The sequence below is a fragment of the Glycomyces sp. NPDC021274 genome (genome assembly GCF_040641195.1).
Lineage (GTDB): Bacteria > Actinomycetota > Actinomycetes > Mycobacteriales > Micromonosporaceae > Glycomyces.
The window spans coordinates 297,225-320,181 of the sequence record NZ_JBFADC010000003.1 but is presented as its reverse complement, the minus strand read 5'-3'; the positions used below and the strand labels follow the sequence as shown (position 1 = coordinate 320,181).

At 72.5% G+C, this 22,957-nt stretch carries 24 protein-coding genes; 11 read left to right on the top strand and 13 right to left on the bottom strand.

Going from position 1 to position 22,957, the window contains the following annotated elements; all coding sequences use genetic code 11:
• Nucleotides 1-5 precede the first annotated feature (5 nt).
• Complete coding sequence (locus AB0I03_RS09025; protein ID WP_360408911.1) at nt 6-1,556, bottom strand: hypothetical protein; 1,551 nt, start codon at nt 1,554-1,556, stop codon at nt 6-8.
• Between the two features lie 203 nt (nt 1,557-1,759).
• On the opposite strand from AB0I03_RS09025, the gene AB0I03_RS09020 reads away from it, so the two are divergent.
• From AB0I03_RS09020 to AB0I03_RS09010, 3 genes are all read left to right on the top strand, one after another.
• A complete protein-coding gene (locus tag AB0I03_RS09020) occupies nt 1,760-2,083 on the top strand; it encodes a hypothetical protein (protein WP_360408908.1) in 324 nt (107 codons plus the stop codon).
• Nucleotides 2,084-2,091: 8 nt separating this feature from the next.
• Nucleotides 2,092-3,258 carry a hypothetical protein gene (locus tag AB0I03_RS09015; RefSeq protein WP_360408905.1) on the top strand — a complete coding sequence of 389 codons (1,167 nt, stop codon included), beginning with the start codon at nt 2,092-2,094 and terminating at the stop codon, nt 3,256-3,258.
• 202 nt (nt 3,259-3,460) lie between these two features.
• Entirely contained in the window at nt 3,461-3,676 is a 216-nt protein-coding gene (locus AB0I03_RS09010) for a hypothetical protein (protein WP_360408902.1), read from the top strand.
• Nucleotides 3,677-3,756: 80 nt separating this feature from the next.
• Here AB0I03_RS09010 and AB0I03_RS09005 read toward each other — a convergent pair whose 3' ends face one another.
• A complete protein-coding gene (locus AB0I03_RS09005; protein WP_360408899.1) occupies nt 3,757-4,275 on the bottom strand; it encodes an NUDIX domain-containing protein in 519 nt (172 codons plus the stop codon).
• A gap of 55 nt (nt 4,276-4,330) precedes the next feature.
• On the opposite strand from AB0I03_RS09005, the gene AB0I03_RS09000 reads away from it, so the two are divergent.
• Nucleotides 4,331-4,792, top strand: coding sequence for a GNAT family N-acetyltransferase (locus AB0I03_RS09000; protein ID WP_360408896.1), 462 nt, complete (start codon nt 4,331-4,333; stop codon nt 4,790-4,792).
• Between the two features lie 10 nt (nt 4,793-4,802).
• Here the strand turns inward: AB0I03_RS09000 and AB0I03_RS08995 are convergent, their stop codons facing one another.
• A complete protein-coding gene (locus tag AB0I03_RS08995; RefSeq protein ID WP_360408893.1) occupies nt 4,803-5,507 on the bottom strand; it encodes an NUDIX domain-containing protein in 705 nt (234 codons plus the stop codon).
• A 46-nt stretch (nt 5,508-5,553) separates the two neighbouring features.
• Nucleotides 5,554-6,069, bottom strand: coding sequence for a hypothetical protein (locus tag AB0I03_RS08990; RefSeq protein ID WP_360408890.1), 516 nt, complete (start codon nt 6,067-6,069; stop codon nt 5,554-5,556).
• A 102-nt stretch (nt 6,070-6,171) separates the two neighbouring features.
• On the opposite strand from AB0I03_RS08990, the gene AB0I03_RS08985 reads away from it, so the two are divergent.
• A complete protein-coding gene (locus AB0I03_RS08985; protein WP_360408887.1) occupies nt 6,172-6,468 on the top strand; it encodes a DUF1330 domain-containing protein in 297 nt (98 codons plus the stop codon).
• A 9-nt stretch (nt 6,469-6,477) separates the two neighbouring features.
• Here AB0I03_RS08985 and AB0I03_RS08980 read toward each other — a convergent pair whose 3' ends face one another.
• Nucleotides 6,478-7,140 (bottom strand): hypothetical protein, encoded by a 663-nt coding sequence (locus tag AB0I03_RS08980; RefSeq protein WP_360408884.1) that lies wholly within the window; start codon nt 7,138-7,140, stop codon nt 6,478-6,480.
• A 166-nt stretch (nt 7,141-7,306) separates the two neighbouring features.
• Between AB0I03_RS08980 and AB0I03_RS08975 the strand changes: the two genes are divergently transcribed.
• Nucleotides 7,307-10,159, top strand: coding sequence for a BTAD domain-containing putative transcriptional regulator (locus tag AB0I03_RS08975; RefSeq protein ID WP_360408881.1), 2,853 nt, complete (start codon nt 7,307-7,309; stop codon nt 10,157-10,159).
• A gap of 131 nt (nt 10,160-10,290) precedes the next feature.
• Here AB0I03_RS08975 and AB0I03_RS08970 read toward each other — a convergent pair whose 3' ends face one another.
• The 7 genes from AB0I03_RS08970 to mqnB all read right to left on the bottom strand — a co-directional run bounded on the left by AB0I03_RS08970 (nt 10,291) and on the right by mqnB (nt 15,626).
• Nucleotides 10,291-11,292, bottom strand: coding sequence for a hypothetical protein (locus AB0I03_RS08970; RefSeq protein ID WP_360408878.1), 1,002 nt, complete (start codon nt 11,290-11,292; stop codon nt 10,291-10,293).
• A gap of 307 nt (nt 11,293-11,599) precedes the next feature.
• Nucleotides 11,600-11,833 (bottom strand): hypothetical protein, encoded by a 234-nt coding sequence (locus tag AB0I03_RS08965; RefSeq protein ID WP_360408875.1) that lies wholly within the window; start codon nt 11,831-11,833, stop codon nt 11,600-11,602.
• A 22-nt stretch (nt 11,834-11,855) separates the two neighbouring features.
• The gene (yidD, locus tag AB0I03_RS08960; protein WP_360408872.1) at nt 11,856-12,302 is read right to left on the bottom strand and encodes a membrane protein insertion efficiency factor YidD; all 447 of its coding nucleotides are present in this window, start codon (nt 12,300-12,302) and stop codon (nt 11,856-11,858) included.
• Nucleotides 12,303-12,681: 379 nt separating this feature from the next.
• The gene (locus AB0I03_RS08955) at nt 12,682-13,593 is read right to left on the bottom strand and encodes an ExsB family transcriptional regulator (RefSeq protein ID WP_360408869.1); all 912 of its coding nucleotides are present in this window, start codon (nt 13,591-13,593) and stop codon (nt 12,682-12,684) included.
• Between the two features lie 39 nt (nt 13,594-13,632).
• Nucleotides 13,633-14,031: a cold shock domain-containing protein gene (locus AB0I03_RS08950; protein WP_360408866.1), complete on the bottom strand. Its 399-nt coding sequence runs from the start codon at nt 14,029-14,031 to the stop codon at nt 13,633-13,635.
• A 131-nt stretch (nt 14,032-14,162) separates the two neighbouring features.
• On the bottom strand, nt 14,163-14,981 hold the full coding sequence (locus tag AB0I03_RS08945; RefSeq protein WP_360409963.1) for a 1,4-dihydroxy-6-naphthoate synthase: 819 nt from the start codon (nt 14,979-14,981) through the stop codon (nt 14,163-14,165).
• Between the two features lie 30 nt (nt 14,982-15,011).
• Nucleotides 15,012-15,626 carry a futalosine hydrolase gene (gene mqnB / locus AB0I03_RS08940; RefSeq protein WP_360408863.1) on the bottom strand — a complete coding sequence of 205 codons (615 nt, stop codon included), beginning with the start codon at nt 15,624-15,626 and terminating at the stop codon, nt 15,012-15,014.
• A gap of 140 nt (nt 15,627-15,766) precedes the next feature.
• On the opposite strand from mqnB, the gene AB0I03_RS08935 reads away from it, so the two are divergent.
• Nucleotides 15,767-16,558 (top strand): DUF3027 domain-containing protein, encoded by a 792-nt coding sequence (locus tag AB0I03_RS08935; RefSeq protein WP_360408860.1) that lies wholly within the window; start codon nt 15,767-15,769, stop codon nt 16,556-16,558.
• Nucleotides 16,559-16,686: 128 nt separating this feature from the next.
• Here AB0I03_RS08935 and AB0I03_RS08930 read toward each other — a convergent pair whose 3' ends face one another.
• On the bottom strand, nt 16,687-16,995 hold the full coding sequence (locus tag AB0I03_RS08930; RefSeq protein WP_360408857.1) for a DUF2530 domain-containing protein: 309 nt from the start codon (nt 16,993-16,995) through the stop codon (nt 16,687-16,689).
• A 220-nt stretch (nt 16,996-17,215) separates the two neighbouring features.
• Between AB0I03_RS08930 and sepH the strand changes: the two genes are divergently transcribed.
• The 4 genes from sepH to AB0I03_RS08910 all read left to right on the top strand — a co-directional run bounded on the left by sepH (nt 17,216) and on the right by AB0I03_RS08910 (nt 22,904).
• On the top strand, nt 17,216-18,238 hold the full coding sequence (gene sepH, locus AB0I03_RS08925; protein WP_360408854.1) for a septation protein SepH: 1,023 nt from the start codon (nt 17,216-17,218) through the stop codon (nt 18,236-18,238).
• Nucleotides 18,239-18,516: 278 nt separating this feature from the next.
• Complete coding sequence (locus AB0I03_RS08920; protein WP_360408851.1) at nt 18,517-19,809, top strand: MFS transporter; 1,293 nt, start codon at nt 18,517-18,519, stop codon at nt 19,807-19,809.
• A gap of 348 nt (nt 19,810-20,157) precedes the next feature.
• A complete protein-coding gene (gene thpR / locus AB0I03_RS08915) occupies nt 20,158-20,817 on the top strand; it encodes an RNA 2',3'-cyclic phosphodiesterase (RefSeq protein ID WP_360408848.1) in 660 nt (219 codons plus the stop codon).
• Nucleotides 20,818-20,972: 155 nt separating this feature from the next.
• Nucleotides 20,973-22,904 (top strand): PQQ-binding-like beta-propeller repeat protein, encoded by a 1,932-nt coding sequence (locus AB0I03_RS08910; RefSeq protein ID WP_360408845.1) that lies wholly within the window; start codon nt 20,973-20,975, stop codon nt 22,902-22,904.
• Nucleotides 22,905-22,957: the final 53 nt, after the last annotated feature.

Here is a 22,957-nt window from a genome sequence, read left to right as displayed (position 1 = left end):
CTCGCCTAGTTGTAGGGGTCTTCGTTCGGTTTGACGTAGCCCCACACGTTCCCGGTCTCGCGCCGCGCCAGATCCTGCGGCCCTTCCTTGTCGTCGTCCTGCTTCTTGTCCGCATCCGAACGCTCCGAAGGCTTCCCGCCCTTGCCGCCCGCCGCACCACCGGACGCCTGGGTCTGGCTCTGGAAGAGCCCGCCGCCCTTCGCGCCGCTCGTCGCGCCCGTGGTCGCGGCGGCGGTCGTCGGCGAGGTCATCGCCGGGCCGAACAGCCCTTGCGGCACACCGCCGGTCGCACCGGGCAGCACTGCGCCGCCCACGCGTCCGCCACTGCCGAACGAGCCGCCGCCAGTGCCTCTGGTCCCGCCGCCGAAGCCGCCGCCGCTCGCGAGACCGCCCGAGACCTCCTGGTCCTCGTCCGCCTCCTCGGCCTCCCAAGGCGTCGCCTCCGCCTGCACCGTCCCGTCCCCGCCCGGCGGGACCGGGCTCGGGTCCTGCGTCGCCTGCGGCGGGACCGGAGCAGCGGGCTGCTCCGCCTCCGGCGCAACGAGATCCATATAGGACGCATCAGCACTGCTCGGGTACTGGCGGTCCTCGCCCGTGGTCCGCACCGCCTCCAGCTCCGCGCTCTGCCCGTCCCGCTTCTGCGCGATGGCCTCGTCGATCGCCGCCTGCCGCTCCACGTACGCCGCCAGCTCGGCCGCCACCCGCTCGGCGAAGACCTCCTTCGCCTCCTCGCCCACGAGCGCCCGCACGTCGGCCACCAGCGCCCCGAGCCCCGAGAGCTGCTGCCCCACACGCTCTTCGATGAACTCCCGCACCTCGGTCGCCAGCCCGGCGTCGGCCCCCGCCAACTCCAGGGCCTTCTCGGCCTCCTCGCAGGTCATCGTGATGCAGTCGCCGTGCCACCAGGCCGGACGCACATGCAGCGCCACCAGGCTCGACCACTCGCCCTCGGTCCCCACCATCGGTGCGGGATACGGGATCTCGCCCGAATCGCCGCCCTGCAGCGTGTACATCGCCGCCTCCCGGCTCGCCAGCTCGCCCACGGTGGCCTCGATGTCGTCGAGCGCGCCCTCCACGAGGGCCCGTGCCTCGCCGGCCTGCGCCGCGAACGCGTCGAAGTCCTCCCCGGCCCAGCCGTCGGCGAGCACGGCCAGCTTCGACTTGAACCGCTCCGGCCACGTGCCCAGCCGCGACCCGATCTCGTCCGTCCAACCCGAACGCAAGCGCTGCAACGAGAACGCGTCCGCGTCCGCCGGCCGCACCGCCGTCACCGCCGCCCGGAAGTCCTCCTCGGTCGGGTAGGCCATGCCCTCGCACCGCGGCTTGAACCGGTCCCGCTGCCCCTCCACCGGCACCGCCGACGCCAGTTGCACCCACGCCTCCTCGGCCGGGTGCGCCGTCGGATGCGGGCACTGCGCCGCGGCGCAGCCGGCGCGATCCCCTGAGGACAGCGCCGAAGTGTCGCCGAAACTGAGCGTGAACTCGAACGTCGGCAGCTCCACCGAACCGGTCGCAGCGGCCCAGTCCCCGCCGTCGTCGAAAAGCGCATCGGTCATCGGCGGCGCACCTCCTCACGTGACGGCCCGGATCCCGGGCCTCGTTTGCGTGTGCCGCCAATGGAAGGCGGCGTCGTCACGAAACCGTCATGGGTTGATCAAGTGCGCGCCGGGACCGAGCCGTGACAGGGCGCGCGACAGTACTCGGGACGCCGCCGGGCGTCCGCCCGCAAGGGCGTCGACACCTCGAGAAGGAGGAGCCCATGACCGTGCACATGGACGTTGACGATGTGCGAACGGGCGGCACCGGCCTGCGCGGCCTGGCCCCCGACAGCCAGGCCGCATCCAGGCGGGTGGAGCGCCCGGCGGCGACCGCGGCCGAGAACAACGCCGGCTTCGCCACCGGTGAGGCGGGCCGCCGCTGGCAGACCGCGCTCGCCGCCGTCTCCACCGGGCTCGAGCGCCGCCTCACCTGGCAGGGCGACCAGGTCGTCGGCAGCGCCGACGACCTCGAGGCCGCCGACAAGGAGATGAGCTCCCGGTTCGGCGGCATCCAGAGCCAGATCACGACCACGCCGAAGCCTTAGGAGGACCCATGCCCAGTTACCAGGACGCGCTCTCGGCCCAGCCCTCGGAGTTCCTCGCCTACGCCTCTGAGATGACCGCCGCCGCAACGGATCTCGCGACCCAGCAGACCGACTACGGCACGAAGGTGGCCGAGATCAACAGCCACTGGAGCGACACCGCGAACGACGCCTTCAACGGCGAGGTCGGGAACGTCAACGCCCACATCACCCAGGTCATCGGCGAGGTCACTGCCACGGCCGACAGCCTCGCGGGGACGGCCGCGCAGATGCTCGTCGAGTGCACCGGCCTCAAGGCCGCGGACGCCGCGCTCAAGGCGATCGGCTTCAACATCCAGCCCGCCCCGATGGTGACGCTCGGTCCGGCGCAGCGCACCGCGATCGCCATGGCCGGGCCGTTCGGCGGCATCCTCGAAGCGGTCCTCCAGGCCCAGGCGACGGCCGGGACGCTCGGCCTCCAGACCCTCACGTCCCTCATCAACGCCGCGGACGCGACCGCCGGTGCCGCCCTCACGCAGGCGGCCGAACTCCTGAAGCCGTTGGAGGACAAGTCGAACCCGGCCGAGGACATGGAGTCCCTCAAAGCCGCCGAGGACCACTCGGCCACCGGCACTGAGGGATCGACCGAGGAGGAGCCCGCGGAGGAGGAGCAGGAGGAGGAAGAAGAAAAGAAGGAGGAAGAGGCGAAGCAGGAAGAGGAGCAGCAGCAGGACCAGCAGCAGCCGCAGACGCCGCAGGACGGTCAGCAGCCCGCGATGCCCGAGACCCCCGCAGGCATGGAGGACTTCGCGCAGCCGGAGCTGCCCGAACTCGACAACCCTTGGGATGCTGCAGAACTCGAAGACCCTGAGCTCCCGTCCGGTGGTCTCGCCTCCGGTGGCGGCGGCCTCGGCGGCGGTATGGGCGGCGGGGCCGGCGGCCTCGGGTCGGGCGGCCTCACCGGTGCCGCGACCCCCGCGGGCGGCGGCATGGGCGCCGCGGCGATGGTCGGCGCTCCTGCCGGCGGCACCCCGACCGGTGCCGGCGCCAAGGCCGGCGCGGGCGGCATGATGGGCGGCGGCGGACGCGGCGGCGGTGCGAACCAGGACAACGAGGTCGAGCGCGAGTCGTTCCTGACCGAGGACCCGGACGACGACGTCTGGGGCATCGGCAAAGACGACGACAACCCGTACACGTAGGCGACGGCATGGCACGCGATCCCGAACCGGACCGGCCGCGAAGGCCGGCGTCAGCCTGCTCTTCCCAGCCCGGGGCGTTCGCGATCGAGGAGCTGCAAGCGATGGCGGAGGCATCGAGCGCATGAGCGATGACGAGGTCCGCCTCCGCTGCACAGCGTCAACCGTAGTTGACGATCTGAGGATCGTCAACTACGGTTGACGCATGGCAGACGACAAGCGCACCGCGCTCGCCGAAGACGAACCGGACCCGCTGCAGGGCCTGCAAGCCGTGCGCCGCATGCGCACCGAGGCCGAACGCCTCGAGTCGGTCATGGTCCGCCGGGCCCGCAACAACGGCGCCAGCTGGGCCCAGATCGCCACGGTCCTGGGCGTCTCGAAGCAGGCGGTCCACAAGAAGCACGGCGGCAAGGGCCGCTAGGCCTCGCGTGCAGGGCACCGCAACGGGCGCGACCGCGAAGCGACGCGCGCTCCGAACGAATCCCCCTGACCGCCACAGCACTACGGCATGTCGCCGAGGTACACGGGTCCGCCGTCGCGCTCGACGCCGAGTGCGATGAGCGGTTCCGCCAATCCGAGCGGTAGCAGGGCCAGCTCGCCTATCGTGGTCAGCGGATGCCAGACGACCGCCGACTGGGTGCCGTCCGGCGCGGCCGCCTCGACCGCCTCGGCGGCGGTCGGTCGCGCACTGAAGTACAGCTGGAGCTGCTGCATCCGCGTGCGGTGGTGCGGGTTCCCGGGATGCCGCTCCGGCAGGTACTCGCGGACCCACAGCAGCGCACCGACACGCACCCGCAACCCGGTCTCCTCCAGCACCTCCCGCGCGGCCGCCTCGGCGGCGGTCTCGCCCGGTTCGACGCGGCCGCCCGGCAGCACATGGAACTCGCGGCCCTCGGCGCTGTGCCGCACGAGCAGCACCCGGCCGTCCTGGTCCACGACCACCGCTCGGGCGCTGACCCGCGGCTCGTCGGCGCGCGCTCGTGCATCGGCACCGGACCTCTCGGACGCTTGATCGTTCACGGCGCCAGCGTATCCAGGCCAGCGAGCGCACCCGCACGTCCGTAGACTCCGCTTGGTGGACATCGAATTCCGCTCCGCCCGCGCCGATGAGGCGCCGCTGATCTCCGCCCTCGCGATGCGCTCGAAAGCGCATTGGGGCTACGACGGCGACTTCATGGACGCGATCCGGGACGAGTTGACCTACTCGCCCGAGGTGTGCGCCTCCGGCACGATGGTCGTGGCCGAGCGGTCGGGCCGGCTCCTGGGCTTCTCCCGCCTCATCGGAGCCGTCCCGGAGAGCCGCCTCGAATCCCTGTTCGTGGACCCGCCCGCGATCGGCACCGGCGTGGGCCGGGCCCTGCTCGAACGCGCGCTGCTCGCAGCGCAGGCGCTGGGCGCCCGATCGGTCACGCTCGAAGCGGACCCGTTCGCCGAACCGTTCTACGCCAGGTTCGGCGCGATCCGCATCGGCGAGACCCCCAGCGCGTCCATCCCCGGAAGGACGTTGCCGCACATGCGGTTCGACCTAGGCCGCTGAGGGCGGCGGCTCAACCGAGCCGGGCCGCGAGGAGCGGTCCGGCGACGCGAAGGGTCTCGGTCCGGGGCAAGTGGATCCGGGCCTCGCCCGCGATGGATCCGCCCGCCGCGACGGACGCTCCGGCGGCGGTCAGGCGGGCGAACGTGGTGCCGTCTTCGATCACGCCGAAGGCGCTGAGCGGCATCCAGACCAGTGCCGCGATGTCCGGGTCGTCGGACTTGAACGCGGTCGGCTCCTCGACGAATTCGGCGAGGAACATGCAGCAGTAGGTGAACGGGCCCGTCGGCAGGTCCGGCCGGAACGGCGTGAACGGGTATTCGTTCGTGAAGCGCTGCACGATGAACGGGGCCGGTGCGTCGTCCGTGCGCGACTCGCGCAGCTCGTCGCTCTCGATGTCGTGCAGGTAGGTCCGCTCCGAGGGCAGGAGCCGCACCGGCACGCCGAGCTCTTCCCGGGCCTCGCGGAGCGCGCAGTCCCCGATGTCCTCGCCGGGCTCCATGCCGCCGCCGACACCGCCGACGTGCCAGTCGGTGCCGCTCGCGTCGGCCGCGTCGATGCCGTCGGCGTGCAACGTCGTGAGCACCTTGCCGTTTTCCACCAGCAGCACTCCGGCGCAGAACGGCCGCCCGGCGGTGAGCCGCCGGACCGAAACGCCCCCGGATCCGGCTTCCCGCCAGAGCCGGGCCTCGACCGATTGGGTGTACTCGTGCCGCATCGCGTTGCCTCCCTTGCCGAACCCTGACGGTACGCGATCCTCGCGGTCAGGTCCGTTCCCCGGCCGGGGGCGCGTCGATCGAGTGCGTCCAGGCGAGGATCCGTTTCGCCACGCCGCTCGGGTCGGTGTCGTCGGTGCGCACGACCGTGTCGAACAGCGGCCGGTACGCGCGGGCGTCGCGGAGCGCCGAGTCGACCTGCGCCGCGTCCCATCCTCTGGCGCGCAGGCGATCCGCGCGCACTGCGTCGTCGCAGTCGAGCAGCAGGTAGGCCGTCGCACCCGGCAGCTCGCTCGGGATGTTGGGGCTGAGGAAGATCACCGGGTGCCCCGACCGGCGCGTCATGGCGGTGATCCGCCGCCACATCCGGTCGTACGCGGGCCAGACCGGCGCGGCCTCCGGGACCGCGATCGGCACGCCGAGCAGCGCACTGTCCTCGAGCAGCTCGTCGATGTCCATGACCACCAGGCCGTTCCCGGCTGCGAGGAGTTCGGCCTGGACGCTGGTCTTCCCGGCCCCGGGGGCGCCGCTGACGGCGTAGAGCGGTGCGAGTTCGGTACCCATCGCCACAGTCTCGCGGCCGCGCGGCCGGGCCGCATCTGGTTTGCGCCGCTTCGGATCTTCCCGCCAGGAGGGCCTGCGGTGCGACCGGGGATCATGGACGCCATGACCGACGCGCCTATCGAACTGTGCTGCCTCCTCCGGGCCCTCCCCGGCGCCGAGGAGGCCATGACCGCCTACGAGGACAAGGTGACCGCGCTCGTTCCCGAGCACGGCGGCGAGCTCGTGTCGCGCGCGATCGGCGACGGCGCTGACGGCAGCCCGCACGAGGTCCACGTCTACCGCTTCCCGGACCAGGCCGCCATCGACGCCTACATGGCCGACCCGCGCCGCCTCGCGCTCGCCGAGGAGCGCGACCGGACCGTCGCGAGCACGGTCCTGTTCCCCGTCCGCATCGCCTGACCGGCCGCCCTAAGCGAGGAGCCCACCGAGGCGCTCCACCGCCTTCGCCTGCGCCGCTTGGATGGTGGCGGTCGCCTGGACCGACAGGTCCTCGCACTCGGTGTCGAGCGTGGCGTTCGGGACCAGGAACTTGAACGCCGTCAACCGCCCCTCCACGTTGACCTCCGCCGAGCACAGGTCGTCGTCCGTGGTGTGGGCGAAGCGCTCGTGCGCGCTGCGGGCGATGCGGTCGCGCAGCTCGTCTCCGGCGCGGTCGGGCACGCGGGCCGCGACCAGGTCGGCGTGGGCGCGTTCGAGGAGCAGCACGTACTCCGAGCGGGCCGCCTCGGCCGCCGTCCAGGCCGCCTGGATCGCGTCGGCCACCGCCGGGTTGCTCAAGCGGTCGATCGTGGGACTCAACGCGAGCGACTGCAGGCGCCCCAGGTAGTCGAGGCGCAGCCACGCCACCCGGTCGGCGTCGGTGCCGTCGAAACCGCGCTGCGTCAGCTCCTCCGCGAGCGCCTCGGCGCGCTCGGCGAGATCCGCCGCCTGCTCGTACCGCTCCCGGCTCGGGGCCGCGTCCAAGGCGCGGTCGACGCCCTCGCGCACCGCCCCGGCGGGGAGCCGGGCGGCGGCGTGGCGTCCCGCGGCCAGGCGGTCCTCGTAGTCCTCGGGGATCTCGATCCGGTTCATCGGTGTGCCTCCTCAAACGCTGTGAACGACATGGTCGGCGCCGCGCTCACGGATCGGTCACCGATCGGTCATGCCCCCGCACCCGCGCGGTTTCGAGGAATGCGTCACTTATGTCGTTGTGGGACACTGGAGGACCCTGTCCCGGTCTGGATCGAAGGCGGAACACATGCCCCACCTCGACGTGCGCCTGCTCGGGCCCCTGGAGATCCGCATCGACGGCGCACTCGTCGCGATCCCCCGCGGCAACACCGCGACGGTGCTCGCGATCCTCCTCGACGAGGCGAACAGCGTGGTCCCGCTCGAGAACATCGTGCGCGCGGTCTACGGCGTCGACATCCCGCAGGACCCCGAGACGCAGGTGCAGAACACCATCGGCGTCCTGCGCCGCAAGCTCGGCGCCGCCCGCGACCGGGTCGAGACCGTCGGCCGCGCCTACCGCCTCACCATCGGCGCCGACGAACTGGACGCGCTGCGCTGCAAAGCCAATGAGGACCGGGCCCGCACCCTGCGCATGGAAGGCCGCCTCGACGAGGCCGTCGCCGCGCTCCGCGAAGCGCTCGGCGAATGGCGCGGCCCAGCCCTCGCGAACCTCTCCGGGGCCACCGTCGACTCGATGCGCCGCCGCTACGACGAGCACCGCCTCGCCCTCCTCGACCGCCGCATCGACCTCGACCTCGAACTCGGCCGCGCCGCAGAGGTCGTCGACGAACTGCGTCAGATCGTCGCCGTCCACGGCACCAGGCAGCGCTTCACCGCGCTCGTCATGCGCGCCCTCCACCTCTCCGGCCGCACCGCCGAAGCACTCGAAGCGTATGCGGCCCTGAAGGAACGCCTCGCCGACGAACTCGGCGCCGACCCCGACCCCGCCCTGCGCGACCTCAACGCCGCCATCCTCCGCGAAGGCCCGCCCGCCACCGCCCTGAGCGCGCCGCCGCTCCCCCCGGACCCGCCGTTCCCGCGCCGCGCCCCCGCGATGCTCCCGCGCGCCAACACCCGCTTCACCGGCCGGACCGACCAGATGCGCGTCCTCGACGGACTGCTCGACGCCGCGGCGGGCACGGCCGGACTCGCCGTCATCGCCGGCATGGGCGGGGTCGGCAAGACCGCGCTCGCCGTCTCCTGGGCGCACCGCGTCGCCCACCGCTTCCCCGACGGGCAGCTCTACTTCAACCTGCGCGGCTTCGACCCGCTCGCCCCTGGGGCCGACCCGCACACCGTCCTCGGCGAGGCGCTGGTCGCGCTGGGGGTGGACGCCGGCCAGGTCCCGGAAAGGCTCGACGAGCGCATCGGCCTGTACCGCACGGTGCTCGCCGGGCGCAGTGTCCTCGTCGTGCTCGACAACGCCAGGGACGCCGCCCAAGCGCGGCCGCTGCTGCCCGTCGCCCCCGGCTCGTTCACGCTCGTCACCAGCCGCGACCGCCTCGCGGGGCTCGACGCCACCGAAGGCGCCGATCTCGTGCCGCTCGACCTGCTCTCCGACGCCGACGCGTGGGCGCTCCTGGTGCGCCGCATCGGCATGGACCGCGCGATGAACGAAGAGCGCGCCGTGCTCCGCATCGTCGCCTCCTGCGGGCGCCTTCCCTTGGCGCTCACGCTGATCGGGGCGTGGGGCGCGGCTCACCCGCAGTTCTCGCTCGCATCGCTCGCGGACCGGCTCGACACGACCACGAACGTGTTCCGGGTCCTCCTCTCCTCCTCCGACCCCGCCTCCGACCCGCGCTCGGTCTTCGCCTGCTCGTACCAGGCCCTCGGCTCCCGCGCGGCACGCGCCTTCCGCCTGTTCGGCCTCCACCCGGGCCCCGACCTCACGGTCCCAGCAATGGCCAGCCTCATGGCTTTGCCGCCCGCCGACGCCGAAGCGGCCCTCCACGAACTCGCCGACATGCACCTCGTCGACCAGCAGCGCGAGGGCCGGTTCTCCATGCACGACCTCCTCCGCTCCTATGCGAAAGAGCGCTTCAACGAAGAGGTCGACGAAGAGCAGCACACGGCGGCGGCCCGGCGGATGATCGAGCACTACCTGTTCAACGCCCGCGTCGCGGAAGCGACCGGTGCCGCCGACGGCGACCACCGCGAATTCTTCGACCTCGGCGAGCCCGCACCCGGCGTCGTCCTCGAGCCGATCCGGGACACCGCCGCAGCCTCCGCCTGGCTCGAGGCCGAGGACGCCGTGCTCCGCGGCATCGTGGACCTCGAACCCGAGCGCGGCGACCTGCACGCCAGGGTCTGGCAGCTGCGGTGGGCCCTCACCGAGTCCATCGTGTACCGCTTCGCGTCCCGCGGCCGGCCCGAGGCCCGCTCGGCGGCGATCGCCGCGACCGAGCGAGCCGGGGACACGCTGGGGCGGCTCGTCTCCGGCAGCAGCCTCACGGGCCCGATGCTCCTCGTCAGCACCGAATCGGCACTGCACGAGCAGTTGGCGAGCGTGTTCGAGGAAGCGGCGAGGGGCCACAACCCCGGGGCCAAGGCGCTGGTGAGCTACACGCTCACGGTGGGCACCGGGGTGGAGGACTGCGACGCCGAGGCCCGCGGCTACGCGATGCAGGGGTACCAGTACTTCATCGAGCACGGCAACCATTTCTGGGCGAACCGGATGCAGTACGCGATCGGCTGGCACAGCGCGCGACTCGGCGAGTTCGGCGAGGCGCGGGCGTGCTTCGGGCGCGTGGTCCGCGACGCCGTGCCCGAACGCAGGCCGCTCGCCAAGGCCAACACCGACCTCGGCCTCGGCTATGTCGCGCACGCCGAAGGGAACTTCAGCAGGGCGATCGGGCACTTCACCGAGGCGCTGGCCTGGTACGAGGAGAACGACCTCGAGGTGAGCGCCGCGTTCGCACGCGACAACCTGGGCGACGCACTCGCGGCGCTCGGCGAGTCGGCGGCCGCACGAAGCGAATGGGCGGCGGCGGCGATGGTGTACGAGGCGTTCGGCCTCATCGCGGAGGCCGCCCGAGTGCGCGCCAAGGCGACGCCGTCCGCCGCGGTCGACATCGCGAGCGGTGAGGACGCTCCGCGCTAGCCGCGTCGGCGGGGAGTGCGGGCCACCGGGAGGCTGCCGGGTCGCGACGCATCCAGTCCGGCTGCGGCCTCACGCCGCAGCGGCGACGAAGGGCCGCACCCTTGCGGCGCGGCCCTCGAAGTGCTTGCGGCTCAGGCGATGTCGGCGTCGAAGTCGGTCGCCAGGAGGGCCTCGACCGCCGGGGCGTACAGGGGCTCGGCCGACTCCGAGACGCTGGCGAGCCCGATGAAGCCGTTCACGCCGTCGACGTCCACGACCAGGATCGCCGTGTCCTCGAACAGGTCAGCGGTATCGGGCGACGCGGTCCAGGAGTTGCGCCACTCGGCGAGCACGCCCGGGCGCCCGTCCACTTCGACCTCGGTGTACACGATCTCGCTCATCTGGTAGCCCTCGACGGTGTCGAAACCGTCGGCCAGCCACGCCTCCGCGGCACCGACCGCGCTCGCGTTCAGGTCGGCCGGGTCGTACGGGGCCACGGCGCCGTTGTAGACGCCGACCCCGAAGAACGAGATCCACTGGTTGCCGTGGTCCAGGGCGTAACCCTCGGAGTCGTCCAGCAGGCCGTACGCCTCTCCGGGACCGAAGTACGGGGCCCAGCCCTCGCCGGGGATCGGCGTGACCGAGCCGAGCGAGTGCACCGCCAGGTGCGTCCCCGAGGGCCCGGCCGGAGGCTCCGGCTCCTCGCCGCCCTCGTCCTCGCCTTCGCCGCCGCCGGGCGTGTCGTCGGCGGTCGCGGTGCCGTCCCCGGCGGTCGGATCGCCCTCGTCGTCATTGCCGAGGAAGTGGTACCCGCCGAACGCGCCGAGCGCCATGAGCAGCACGACCCCGATCACGAGGAACGCGGTGCCCGCGCTGCTCTTCGTGTTGGGCTGCACCGGAGGCGGACCGTACGGCTGGTACGGGAGCTGCTGGCCGGCGGCCGGGTCGTACTGCGGGTACTGGGCGTGCGGCTCGGGCTGGCCGGGGTACTGGGGCCGGCCCGGGTGCGGCGCGGTCACGTAGGGCTCGGCCGGGTACGCCTCGCCGCCGGCCTGGCCTGGGGCGTAGCCTCCCGCGGGCGGCTGGGCGCCGGGCTGGGACGGCCCGTACTGGCCGCCGGGCTGACCGGCGGGGTCTTGCGGGGGGTACGTCATGGACCGATCGTATCCGGCACCTGCAGCCTCCGCGCCCCACAGGTTTGCCCCCCTCGGCGGGCCCGGCGGGCGGCGCCTCGGCCCGGTCGGCGACGCGCACCGGCATTGAACCGGATCGGCCCGCGCTGCGCCGCGCACCGACTGCGAAGCGAGCGTCCGGACGTTAAACCGGGACGGGTACCGCACCCGCCCCGGCTTCAGGGATCCGAAACTAATCCCTAGTATTCCCGCCCTGTCAAGAGCGGTTTCGTTAGCGAACCATTACCGTGCCCCACCCCGTGAGGCGAGTACGCCCAGGCGATTCGCACTAGTGCCGCTCGTCCTCCAGAATGCGCGTGGCGACCGGGCCGGAGTACTCGTAGTAGATGGTGCGGGCGGGCAGCGGGAACGCCGAGCTGCCGAACGGCGAGGAGGCGCCGATGTGGCCGGACGTGAACTCACCGACCTCCAGGTGTCCGGGCTTGACGGCGCGGCTGCGGGTCTGCTCCGCGTCGCGGTCCGCGTTGTCGGACCGGCGGCTGGCGATGTTCGAGTCACTCATGCGCTGGATTTTAACCGTCCCCTCAGCGGCCGGGCACCCGATCACGGGTGCCGGGCGTCACCCCCGGACGGCAGCGCAGCACCCGCCCCAGCGCGAGCCGCCCGCCGACCCACAGGCCGTACCGCGACACGGCCCGGAAGCCGAAGCCCGAACACGTCGGCACGAACCGGCACTGCACCTGCACGCGCGGCGAGAGCCACCGCCGGTAGCCCGCGATGAGCCGCAGCCCCAACCGCCTCGGACCGGGCCGGTGCCGCTCCTGCGCGACGGCCAGACGCTCCGGCGTGAGCCTCCCGAACCCGAAGAGCGCCAACGCGAACGAATGGAACGGACCGGGATCGGTCGCCCCGCCGCACGCCGCCGCGCACGCGTTGCAGGGACCGCCGGGACCGCAGGCCGCGTCCAGGGGCCCGCCGCAGCCGGCCGAGCACCCCGGCTGGTAGGCGCTGGCGCAGCCCGAGATCTCCACAGGACCGTTCTACACGTGGGGCCGCCCCGGTCGCGACCGGCCGAGCGGAAGGAGTTGCGGCAGTTGCGGGAGTGAAGCGAGTCGCGCGTCCGAGTGTCGATTAGGGATGGTTAGGCGGGCTCCGTCATGGATGCAGATGCACCGCCCGTTATGAGCCGAACACCCCTATATCAGGGAATTGCCAGGGGCGGTTCAGGGCGCGCTCAGCCTCATGTCCCACGGTGGGGGCCTCGGGGAATGAGGGGTTCCCGAGGGGTTATGGACCCGGTGAGGCGGATCTTCGGACTCATCCTCCACTGACGATCGCCGCTGGCCCGTCTCACCGGGCACTCTCCATGACCGAAGCGGGTCCGGCCTCCCGGGGCATCGCGCCCGCGATTCAGCGGTAGCGCTCGGGATTGGGCAGCAGCTCGTTCATCGCCCCGGATCGGAACCCCTGCTCGTCCAGGCGCACCTCGGCGAAGCCCTCGACGGCCGCGAGGACCTCGGGCCGCCCGGCCACCGCGGCCACCAGCTCGGCGTCGATCTCGACCTTCGCGGTGTCGTCGCCCATGTCGCGCACCCGCAGGTTGCGCACCGGGATCGCGGCCTCGTCGAGTGCGCGGCGCAGCGCGTACTCCGCATCGGCGACGCGTTCGAGCCCACCGGCGGTCACTGCCACCCCGTACGCGATACGGCTCGCGAGGCAGGCCGCCGCCGGCTTGTCCCACGTCGGCAGGCCCCACGCCAGCGAAGCGGCGCGGATCTCGGACTTGCTGAGCCCGGCGTCGGCCAGCGGCGTGAGCGCGCCCGCGTTCGCGGCGGCGCGGATGCCCGGCCGGAACCCGGCGCGAATGTCGTCGGCGTTCGTGCCGGTGGCGACCGCGGCGATGCCGCGTTCGGCGGCCAGCGGCCCGACGACGCTCATGAGCTCGGTCTTGCAGAAGAAGCAGCGGTCACCGGCGTTGGCGCGGTAGCCCTCGCGCGACAGCTCGTCGGTGGCCGGGGCGTGGTGCGCGATCCCGAGCCCGGCCGCGAACTCGCGGGCGCGCTCGAGTTCGATGCGCGGCAGCGAAGGCGAGACGGCGGTCGCGGCCTCGACCCGTTCGGGTCCGAGCGCCCGCGCGGCGGCGGCGAGCAGGAACGCCGAGTCGGCGCCGCCCGAGAACGCCACCATGAGCGACGGCAGGGAGGCGAGCCGGTCGAGCAGGGCGTCGACCCGTTCGGCGGACACGCCGTCGAGGCCGTGGGAAGCGCCGGAACGAGCAGTGGCGCCGGTTGCCTGGGGTGTCGCCTGAGCCTGGGAGGTCACCTCACAGAGACTATCCCGAGGCGCGCACTCGCTACCGTGTCATTCGAGGTCGCCGGCGACCGCGCGGAGCAGTTCGGCGATCTTCGCGCCGGTCTTGCGGTCGGGGCGGCGGCCGCGGGAGAGCGGCGGCATGACCTGCTGCTCGAGCACCCCGATGAGGTCCTGCAGCAGGCTGTTCAGCTCCTCGGGCGAACGCTTCGGCGTCTCCGCCGCGGGGGCCGCGCCGACCTGCGGGGTGGCCACGACGTGCACGCCCATCGCCTGGACGCCGCGGCGCGTGTCGATGATGCTGTACTCGACCTTGGTGCCCTTGGCGAGTTCCTCGACGCCTTCGGGCAGCGCGTCGCGGTGCACGAACACGTCCTTGCCGCCGTCATCGCGGGAGACGAATCCGAATCCCTTCTCGGCGTCGAACCATTTCACTCGACCACTGGGCACCGCTGAACCTCGAACTTCTCGTCTGCAGGGAACTGAATGAGTCCGTCAAGCCTAGCGTGGCACGGACTGCACCGAATGGAACGCTCGGGTGACGGGACGGCTACGAAGCGGCCCTTACGGGCCCGAGCCTTTTACAGGATGTCGATCGTCAGCTTCGGGACCAGCCCGAGCTCGGCCGCGCCGCCCAGCAGCCGCTCGACCGCCGAGCGGCCCTCGGCCCCGAGGTCCCGCGAGAACTCGTTCACGTACAGGTCGATGTGCATGCGGCACACGTCGTCCGACATCTCCTGGGCGTGCTCGGCCACGTACGTGCGGCTCGCCTCCGGGTGCGCCCAGGCGTAGTCGAGCGAGGCCCGGATCGCGGCGGTGACCGCGCCGGTGTCGAGATGGGACTTCGCGACGATCGCGCCGAGCGGGATCGGGCAGCCGGTGCTGCCCTCCCACCACTCGCCGAGGTCGACCAGCGAAAGCAACCCGTACTCGCCGTAGGTGAAGCGCGCCTCGTGGATCACGAGTCCGGCGTCGAAGCGGCCGTCCCGCACCGCGGGCATGATCTGGTCGAACGGCACGACCTCCCACGTCACCTCCGGTGCACCGAGATCGCGCAGCCACAGGTTGAACAGCATGAACGCGGTGCTGCGGTCCGAAGGCACCGCAACGCGCTTCCCCGCCAGGTCGGCGACCGTGGTCCCGCCGGCGGTGAGCACGAGCGGCCCGCACCCGCGGCCGAGCGCGCCGCCCGCGGGCAGCAGACGCCACTCGTCGCCGAGGTACGGCAGAGCCGCGTACGAGACCTTCGCGACGTCGAACTCCCCTCGCGCGCAAGCGGTGTTGGTGACGTCGATGTCGGCGAACGTCAGCCGCGTCGCCGGTGCGCCGTCGATCAGGCCCGAGGTCCACGCGTGGTAGATGAAGGTGTCGTTGGGGCAGGGCGAGTGCGCCAGGTGCAGCGGCGCGCCCGGTTGCGATGCGTCCACGCGCTACAGCTCCCTGATCCCGGTCGTGAGCGACTTCAGGGCCGCGCCCCAGTCCCACTGCTCGACCTCGCGGTCGCCGATGTAGTTGGAGACGCCGCGGATCTCGGCGAACGGCAGCCCGGCCTGCTGCGCGGCCGTGGCGACGCCGAAACCCTCCATGGCCTCCCCGATCGCGTTCGGGTACCGGTCGGCGAGGGTCGCGGCGAGCCCGTCGGAGCCGGTGATCGAGGCGAGGGTGAGGATCTCGCCGCGCACGCCTTCGACGGCGACGGTGAGGACGGTGTTGCAGCCGATCCGGTTGGTGCCGAAACCGAGCTCGTCGATCGGCTGGAAGCGCCAGGGGAGGGCGACGCCGAGTTCGGCCGCCACCGAGTCGGTCGCGATGAGGAGGTCGCCAATCCGGGCCCTGCCGCGGAACGCGCCGCAGATGCCGGCGTTCACGACCACGTCGTAGGCGCGGCCCATCTGGCTGTTCTCGGCGATGGTCCTGGCGGTGGCCGCCGCCGCGGCGGCCGGTCCCACACCGCAGACGAGGACGTCCAGCTCATGGCGGAGCGAGCGCCCGGCCTCGACGGCCTGGGCTTCCTCGGGGACCGCGCACACGACGAGTATTCGCATGGCCTCAACGCTACCGGGCGACCCGAGGCCGCGGGCCGCGCCGGAGCCGTGGCGAACACCTCCCGGCCCCGCCGCGGATTGTGGTGCATTCCGCCGCACACCGGCCGCACCGTCCGCCGAGTCCGGCCGCGAGCTGGCCTATGCTTGAAAGCGTGCCTGACACCTCTACCGCCGCCGCCAAGGCCCGCAGCCGCAAACCGCGCCTGGACCGGGTCCTCGCCGACGCCCTCGACCTGGCCCGCGAGGCCGCAGAAGAGGCCGGCGAAGGAGTCGGTGAGTACCTCGGCGTCGAAGCCGAGACCGAGCGGGTCGTCACCCACTACTTCGACTGCACCCTGTCGGGCTACCGCGGCTGGCGCTGGGCCGTCGTGCTCACCCGCGCGCCGCGCGCCCGCGTCGCCACCGTCTCCGAGTCCGCGCTCCTGCCCGGCCCCGAAGCGCTCCGCTCGCCCGCGTGGGTGCCGTGGTCCGAACGGCTCCAGGGCGGCGAGGTCGGCACCGGCGAAGTCCTCCCGACCGATGACGACGACGACCGCCTCATGCCCGCCTACCAGCTCTCCGACGACGACGCCGTCGAGGACATCACCTTCGAGCTCGGCCTCGGCCGCGAACGCGTGATGAACCGCGAAGGCCGCGCCGAGACCGCGCAGCGCTGGTACGACGGCGACCGCGGCCCGCACGCGCCGATCGCCGAGGCCGCTCCGGCCCCCGCGCGCTGCGGCACCTGCGGCTTCTTCCTGCCGCTGGCCGGTTCGATGCGCCTGGCCTTCGGGGCCTGCGCGAACCTGTACTCCTCCGAGGACGCCCGCGTCGTCTCCGCCGACCACGGCTGCGGCGCGCACTCCCAGATCAGCGAGTTCGTCGACACGACCCCGCAGGGCGTCGAGAAGTCCGAGGTCATCTACGACGACGAGGGCTCCGAGCTCCTCTGACCGCGCGCGGCCCGCGGACGGCGCCGCACCACGCATTCGCGGTCGCGTGGTGGATCGGCGCTTCGGTCCGCTGCCGTTCTGACTGAGCGTCCCGCTGCTTCCGTTCGGCTCCGCTGCCGCGGCCCGCTCTAGCTGCGGTGCTTCCGATCGGCCACGGCCATGCCGGCGGTGCCGAGGAGGCCGATGACCACGCCGGCGAGGGCGCAGGCGCCCCACCATTCGCGGCCCGAATCGGCCAGGTCGTCGCGGAAGATCTGCGTCAGCACCAGCGCGACCGCCCACAGTAGAGTCCCGATCGCGGCGATCGGCATCATGCGCAGTTTCACCGCTTCGGGAGCGGGCAGCTCCGGGGTCCGCTTGACGCGCTGGTAGGCCTCGCGCGGGGACGCCGACGAGCCGGACGAGGCCGGTGGCTGGGAAGTTCCGTCGGTGGACACGCTGCCAATGTACGCTGCGTCAGTGCCTGCGACAATCGGTCACGCTGACATGAAACGACGTCGCGTCGACGCGAGCGGGCCGGGGCGCCGCGGGATTCCTTGCAGTAAGGCGATCCTTTATCGGCACCCCGCCGGTTGTGGTCCGCCGGTAGGGTTGGGCGTACGCTCGGATGAGCTGGCGATGCGGCGCTGACAGACGACACGCGAGGGGTGGAAAGGCATGAGGCCGGTACGGTTCGTAGCCCTCTCAGAGGACGGTCATGCGCTGGTGCTCGCCGACGAACTCGGCAGGCTGCTCGCACTGCCGATCGACGAGCGTGTCGCCGCCGTGGTCGACGTCCCCGAGGGCGGCAACGCGCTCCGGGCCAAAGTAGAGGGTGCGCCGAGCCGGCCCGAGACTTCTCGCCGCCCCGTGCCGCAGCGCCCCGCCGCCGTCAGCCTCTCTCCCCGCGACATCCAGACCCGCATCCGCTCCGGTGAGAGCGCCGAGGACATCGCTGCGTCCGCGCAGGTCGCGGTCGACCGGGTCCTGCGCTACGCCGGGCCGGTGCTCCAGGAGCGCGCGATGCTCGCCCAGGCCGCACGCCGCTCGCGGCTGGCGACCTCGGAGCGCGGCGAGCGCATGTCCAATGTGGTCGATGTGAAGCTCGGGACGCACGGGGTCGACCCCGAGGCGGTCTCGTGGGACGCCTGGCGCACCGAGGACGGCTCGTGGCTCGTGCAGGCCTCGTGGTCGTCGGGCAAGACGACCGCGCGGGCGCGCTGGAAGCTCGACCGCGCCCGCCAGACGGTGACGCCGGACGATGAGATGGCGCAGTTCCTCTCGACGCCGCTCCCGCAGCAGATGCCCGGCCACCATGAGACGGTCTCGGAGCTCGGGGTGCGCCCCGGCGATCCGGTGCGGCCTTCGCGCGACCCGATGCACGGGCTGCGCGACCGCGACGACGACGGCTCGCACCCGGACCCGCTCCGGCGCGACCGCCTGCGCGAGGTGCTGGAGCGTCCGCTCGACGACATGGCGGGCCGCGGCAAGCGGACCTCGCAGCTGGGCCTGCCCGGCACGTCCGCACCCGAGCAGCGCGAGACGCCCGAGGTGCCCTCGCTCGCGGTCCTGCGCCCGGGCAAGCGCTCGGCGGCCGAGGACGACATGAACACGCCGCCGCTCGCAGCGGCCGGCTCGAAGCCGCGCAACCAGCTCCCGGGCTGGGATGATGTGCTGTTCGGCTCCGCCGACAAGAAGTAGAGCGGCTCCTCCGACAGGCGGCTGGACGCCTCAGCGAACGCGAGGAAGGCCCGCGATCTGTTCGATTGCGGGCCTTTGTCGTACCCGCATGAGACGGTGTCCTTTTCATTGGTAGTGGTGAAGGTGGGACTGGGCGGGTACCCGGGGCCACCCGTATGGGCGGGACGGACCGACGGTCCGTCCCGTTTTTCCTGCCCTCAATCCCCGCCTCGCCGGATTGCGAGAACTCGATCACGGTTACTGGCTAGCCGACCGGTAAGTAGATATCCTTGCATGCAATGTCCCCGGTCATCCTCAGTCAGCTGCAGCGCACCTTCCGCGCGCTCGCCTACCCCGGCTTTCGCATCTACTCCGCCGGGCAGCTGCTCGGCACCCTCGGGTTCTGGCTCCAGACCACCGCCATCAGCTGGCTCGTGCTCGAACTCTCCGGCAACTCCGGCACCGCCCTCGGCTGGACCCTCGCCCTCCAGTTCGGACCCTTCCTCCTCTTCGGGCTCCAAGGCGGCAAGATCGCCGACAGCTTCGACAAGCGCCGCGTCCTCCTCCTCTGCTCCCTCGCCTCGGCCACCGTCACCGCGGGCCTCGCCGCGGTCGTGCTCACCGGGCACATCGAACTGTGGATGGTCTACGTCGGCATGTTCGCCTTCGGCTCCGTCTCGGTCATCGAAGGCCCCGCCCGCCAGGCGTTCTACTCCGAACTCGTCGACCGCGAGGCGCTCCCGAACGCCGTCGGCCTCGGCAGCGCCATCTTCAACATGAGCCGCATCGCCGGGCCCGCGCTCGCCGGGCTGCTCATCGCGCTCACCTCCACGGGCACGGTGATCTGGGTGTGCGCGTTCATGTTCCTCGGCCCGTCCCTCGCCTGCGCGGTACTGCTGCGCCGCAGCCTCTCCAACCCGGTGCGCCGCAACGCCGACGCCGGCGGCATCCGCGACGCCCTGCGCTACACCGCCGCGCGCCCCGACATCATCGCCGTCCTCATCGGCTCGCTCCTGGTCTCGGGCTTCACGTTCAACTTCGCGCTCACCCTCTCGATGCTCGCCCGCACCGAGTTCGAGACCGGCGCCGACTCCTACGGCCTGCTGCTCACCGCCCTCGCGGTCGGCGCGCTCGCCGGGTCGCTCGCGTCCGGGCGCCGCTCGACCCGCCCGAGCCTGAACACGATGCTCGCCTCCGCGGCCCTGCTCGGCGTCGGCACGCTCCTCGTGGGCTTCGCGCCGACCATCTGGTCGGCGATGGCGCTCCTCGCGCCCACCGGCTTCGCGATGGTCTACTACGCGCAGGCCGCGAACCAGCGCGTCCAGATGGGCGTGCGCGCCGACTTCCGCGGACGCGTGCTGAGCCTCTATATGCTGGTCTTCCTCGGCTCCACCGCCGTGTTCGCGCCGATCGTCGGCGTGTTCATGGAGGTCTACGGGGCCCGCGCGGGCCTGTGGCTCGGCGGCATCGTCGGCATCGCGACGCCGGCCGCGCTGGCCCTCGCCAAGCGTGCGCAGGTCAGGCGCCGCGCGGCGGCCGGCTCGGTCACTCCGGGCGCTCGGCTCACGAGCGTCCCCGAAGCGGCCAACTGACGGGCGAAGGCGCAGCCGGGAGGTTCGCGCCATAGTGCGAGCCCGAGTATTCATTCACTCTTATCCGGCGATTCCCACTTCCTGAAAAGAAGCGGACCTCCTCGTCACCTAGAGTTGTCCGAGTGCTCCCTGTGTACCCGTAACCTCCTGCGCCTCCACTGCCTCAGGCGTGAACAGGAGTGTTACTTCGACGAAATTACTGTCCCGTCCCGTGGGATTTCACTGAATTAACCGCTGGGCTTGCTGCGAGGATAGGTCACATCGTGACAGCCCCGACCGCGCCGCGCGACACACCTCTCGCCGCAGCGCGTGTCACTGACCCCGAGTAGAGCCCCTGGAGGGAATCCAGTGAGTGCCTCCGCCACCGCGGTCCCGCAGGCCGCGACCCAAGTGCGCACCGAGCGCCTTTTCGCCGCGCTTCCGCTGCCGGACAACGCCGTCGCCGACCTCGCCGAAGTCGTCGCGGACCTCAACATCGCCCGCCGCGGCGTCCCCAGCCGCCCCGGCGCGATCGGCCGCCGCACGCCCTCGACGCGGCTCGTCCGCTCCGAGAACTGGCACCTGACCCTCTCCTTCCTCGGTGAGGTCCCCGCCGAACGCTGCGCCGAGACCGCCGAGGTCATCGCCGCCGCCGCGCGCGAGTCCGAGCCGATGCGCCTGTGCGTCTCCGGCGGCGGCAGGTTCGGCCGCGGCCGGTACTCCGTGGTCTACGCCGGGCTCGACGGCGACGTCGCCGCGCTCGTGGACCTCGTGCACCGCATCCGCGCCGGGCTCATCGCCGGCGGCCTGCCCGTCGACCAGAAGCAGTACCGCCCGCACGTGACCCTCGCCCGCCCCGGCGACCGCGTCACCAACCAGCAGGCCGCCCAGGACCTCCTGACCCTGCGCCGCTACTACGGTCCGAGCTGGACCGCCGGCGAAGTCGTGCTCTACCGCTCCGACTTCGGCAAGGGCCCCGTGGGCGTCCAGCCGCTCTACACCCCGGTCGCCGCCGCGCCCCTCGGCTGAAACCCGAAGGGGCGCCGGGCGGGAGGAGCACCGCGAGCCCGGCCGCTGCCGCCCGGTGCCGCCGCGGATCCGCCGGCCGCTCCCCGGGGGAGAAACCGCCTCGCGATCTGCGCGAAAGCACCGCTCCGGGCAACGGTGACCGGTAGAAAGAGGGCATGTCCCACAGCGCCAGCGGCACCGGCCGCTCCAGTACCGTCGCGTCCCCGGCGGCCCAGAGCGGCAACACGACCCGGTTCGGGCGCCCGCTCGCCCGGGTCTTCCTCCGCGCCGCCGGGATCACCGCCCTCGTCTGCTGGGCGGTGCTCCTCGTCTGGGCCTCCTTCGGCACGGGCGCGAGCTCGGGCTCCTCCGGCGCCTACATGATCATCGGGACGGTCGGGTCCGTCCTGCTCGTCGCCGTCGTCATCGCCACCGCCGCCACGCACGCCGGGCTGCGCACGATCATCGGGGCGCTCTTCGCCGCCGTGTTCGCCGCCGTCGCCGGCTGGGCGGTCTACTCGTCGATGCCCGAGGCCGGGCCGGGCCAGTTCATCACGCACCGCGCGGGCGTCGCCGCGCTCGCGTACGTTTTCGGCGTCATCGGCGGCGGCCTCCTCGCCCTCTCCGAGTTCGTCGTCGAGGGCTACTCGGGCGGCCGCGCGCCCGCGCCGAGGCAGCTGCGCCGCAAGGTCGCCGTGCTCGCGACCGCGATCGTCGTCATGCTCGCCGCGGCCCTCGCGCCGGCGATGCAGCTCTGGGCCGAGCTCGCCAACCAGGACGTGTTCGTCGGCGACGCCGCCGCCACCGGCGGCGCCACCGACCCCGGGCTCGACAGCCTCGCCGACCTCGCCGGCGTCGGGCGCTTCACCGACACCCCCTACGGCCTCCTGCGCACCGACCACCCCGTCGAACCGACTCCGCAGGCCGTCACCATGCTCGACCCGGCCACCGGCGCCGCCGTCTGGTTCCACCGCCGCTGGAACTGGCACTCCTCCCAGCCGCCGGTCCTCTCCCAGGCCCAGGACCTCGTCGCGCTCACCGGTCCCCGCGCCGACAACAACGGCGACTTCCAGACCCGCGTCCTGGCCACGCGCGACGGCGAGGTGGCCGGCACCGCCGACTTCGACGGCTCGCCCGGCGTCCTCCTCGCCGTCGCCGACGACCGGCTGCTCTACACCAAGGACAAGAGCGAGACGTTCAGCGTCTACGACTTCGGCGGCGGCCTGCAGTGGGAGGCGGCCATGCCCGACGGCTGCGAAGGCACCGCCGCGCAGCTCGCCGGGGGCCGCGCGCTCGTGCTCGCCGACTGCGTGCCCGCGCCCGACCGGTCCGTCGCCCGCGACCTCGTGCTCGCCTTCGACCTGGACGACGGCGCCGCCGCCTGGCAGCAGGAGATCGACCAGGACGCCGTGGTCGTCCCCGAGTCGTTCCTGGTCACCGAGGACGCGATCGTCCTCGACAGCCGCATCGAGCACCGCGTCTCCGACGGCCCGTTCTCCGCGCGCCGCTTCGAGCACCAGCTGATCGCCTACGCGATCAGTGACGGCGCCGAGCGCTGGCGGGTGGCCGGACAGACGTTCGGGTCCACGAACTCCTCGGCGTGCGGCGGGACGCTGCACCTGTCGCAGCCGACGGCCGCGAACGCGTCGGGCGTGACCGCGGGCGGGGAATCGAAGGCGCAGGTCCCGGTGTCGGAGCGGCGCACGGTGCAGATCATCGAGTGCTTCAGCGCGAAGGACCGCGAGGGCTCCTGGCTCGGGGTCATGGCCTACGACGCGGACACCGGGGAGCGCCTGTACCGCAAGGCGGTGCGGCTGGGCTTCACGCCGCTGGACCCGGAGGTGGCGCGCGGCTGGGCGGCGGTGCTGCCCGACAACCGGGCGATGCTCGCGGCCGACCTCTCGCTCGACCCGAACCGCCCGGACTGCCGCCTGTACGAGATCGCGGAAGGCCAGGCCAGTGAGGTCGCGTTGGCGGCCGAGAGCGCCGACGGCACGCCGATCCCGGCGAACTGGTGCCATGAGGCGCAGCTCAGCCCGGTCGGCACCGGTGCGGCCGTGAGCTTCGTGAGCGAGGACGGGACGCGCGGCATCGCCGTCGTGGAGTGATCCGCGCACTGCGGTGGTCGCGAGCGTGATTCGCGACGGGCGCACTGCGGGGA

What these genes read in the sequence shown, in the direction of transcription:
- AB0I03_RS08990 (WP_360408890.1), bottom strand. Translation starts at nt 6,069, where the DNA reads ATGGGTACCGAACTCGCACCGCTCTACGCCGTCAGCGGCGCCCCCGGG.
- AB0I03_RS08985 (WP_360408887.1), top strand. Translation starts at nt 6,172, where the DNA reads ATGACCGACGCGCCTATCGAACTGTGCTGCCTCCTCCGGGCCCTCCCC.
- AB0I03_RS08970 (WP_360408878.1), bottom strand. Translation starts at nt 11,292, where the DNA reads ATGACGTACCCCCCGCAAGACCCCGCCGGTCAGCCCGGCGGCCAGTAC.
- AB0I03_RS08965 (WP_360408875.1), bottom strand. Translation starts at nt 11,833, where the DNA reads ATGAGTGACTCGAACATCGCCAGCCGCCGGTCCGACAACGCGGACCGC.
- AB0I03_RS08980 (WP_360408884.1), bottom strand. Translation starts at nt 7,140, where the DNA reads ATGAACCGGATCGAGATCCCCGAGGACTACGAGGACCGCCTGGCCGCG.
- AB0I03_RS09010 (WP_360408902.1), top strand. Translation starts at nt 3,461, where the DNA reads ATGGCAGACGACAAGCGCACCGCGCTCGCCGAAGACGAACCGGACCCG.
- AB0I03_RS08975 (WP_360408881.1), top strand. Translation starts at nt 7,307, where the DNA reads ATGCCCCACCTCGACGTGCGCCTGCTCGGGCCCCTGGAGATCCGCATC.
- AB0I03_RS08935 (WP_360408860.1), top strand. Translation starts at nt 15,767, where the DNA reads ATGCTTGAAAGCGTGCCTGACACCTCTACCGCCGCCGCCAAGGCCCGC.
- mqnB (WP_360408863.1), bottom strand. Translation starts at nt 15,626, where the DNA reads ATGCGAATACTCGTCGTGTGCGCGGTCCCCGAGGAAGCCCAGGCCGTC.
- AB0I03_RS08920 (WP_360408851.1), top strand. Translation starts at nt 18,517, where the DNA reads ATGTCCCCGGTCATCCTCAGTCAGCTGCAGCGCACCTTCCGCGCGCTC.
- AB0I03_RS08910 (WP_360408845.1), top strand. Translation starts at nt 20,973, where the DNA reads ATGTCCCACAGCGCCAGCGGCACCGGCCGCTCCAGTACCGTCGCGTCC.
- AB0I03_RS09015 (WP_360408905.1), top strand. Translation starts at nt 2,092, where the DNA reads ATGCCCAGTTACCAGGACGCGCTCTCGGCCCAGCCCTCGGAGTTCCTC.
- AB0I03_RS08995 (WP_360408893.1), bottom strand. Translation starts at nt 5,507, where the DNA reads ATGCGGCACGAGTACACCCAATCGGTCGAGGCCCGGCTCTGGCGGGAA.
- sepH (WP_360408854.1), top strand. Translation starts at nt 17,216, where the DNA reads ATGAGGCCGGTACGGTTCGTAGCCCTCTCAGAGGACGGTCATGCGCTG.
- AB0I03_RS09025 (WP_360408911.1), bottom strand. Translation starts at nt 1,556, where the DNA reads ATGACCGATGCGCTTTTCGACGACGGCGGGGACTGGGCCGCTGCGACC.
- AB0I03_RS09020 (WP_360408908.1), top strand. Translation starts at nt 1,760, where the DNA reads ATGACCGTGCACATGGACGTTGACGATGTGCGAACGGGCGGCACCGGC.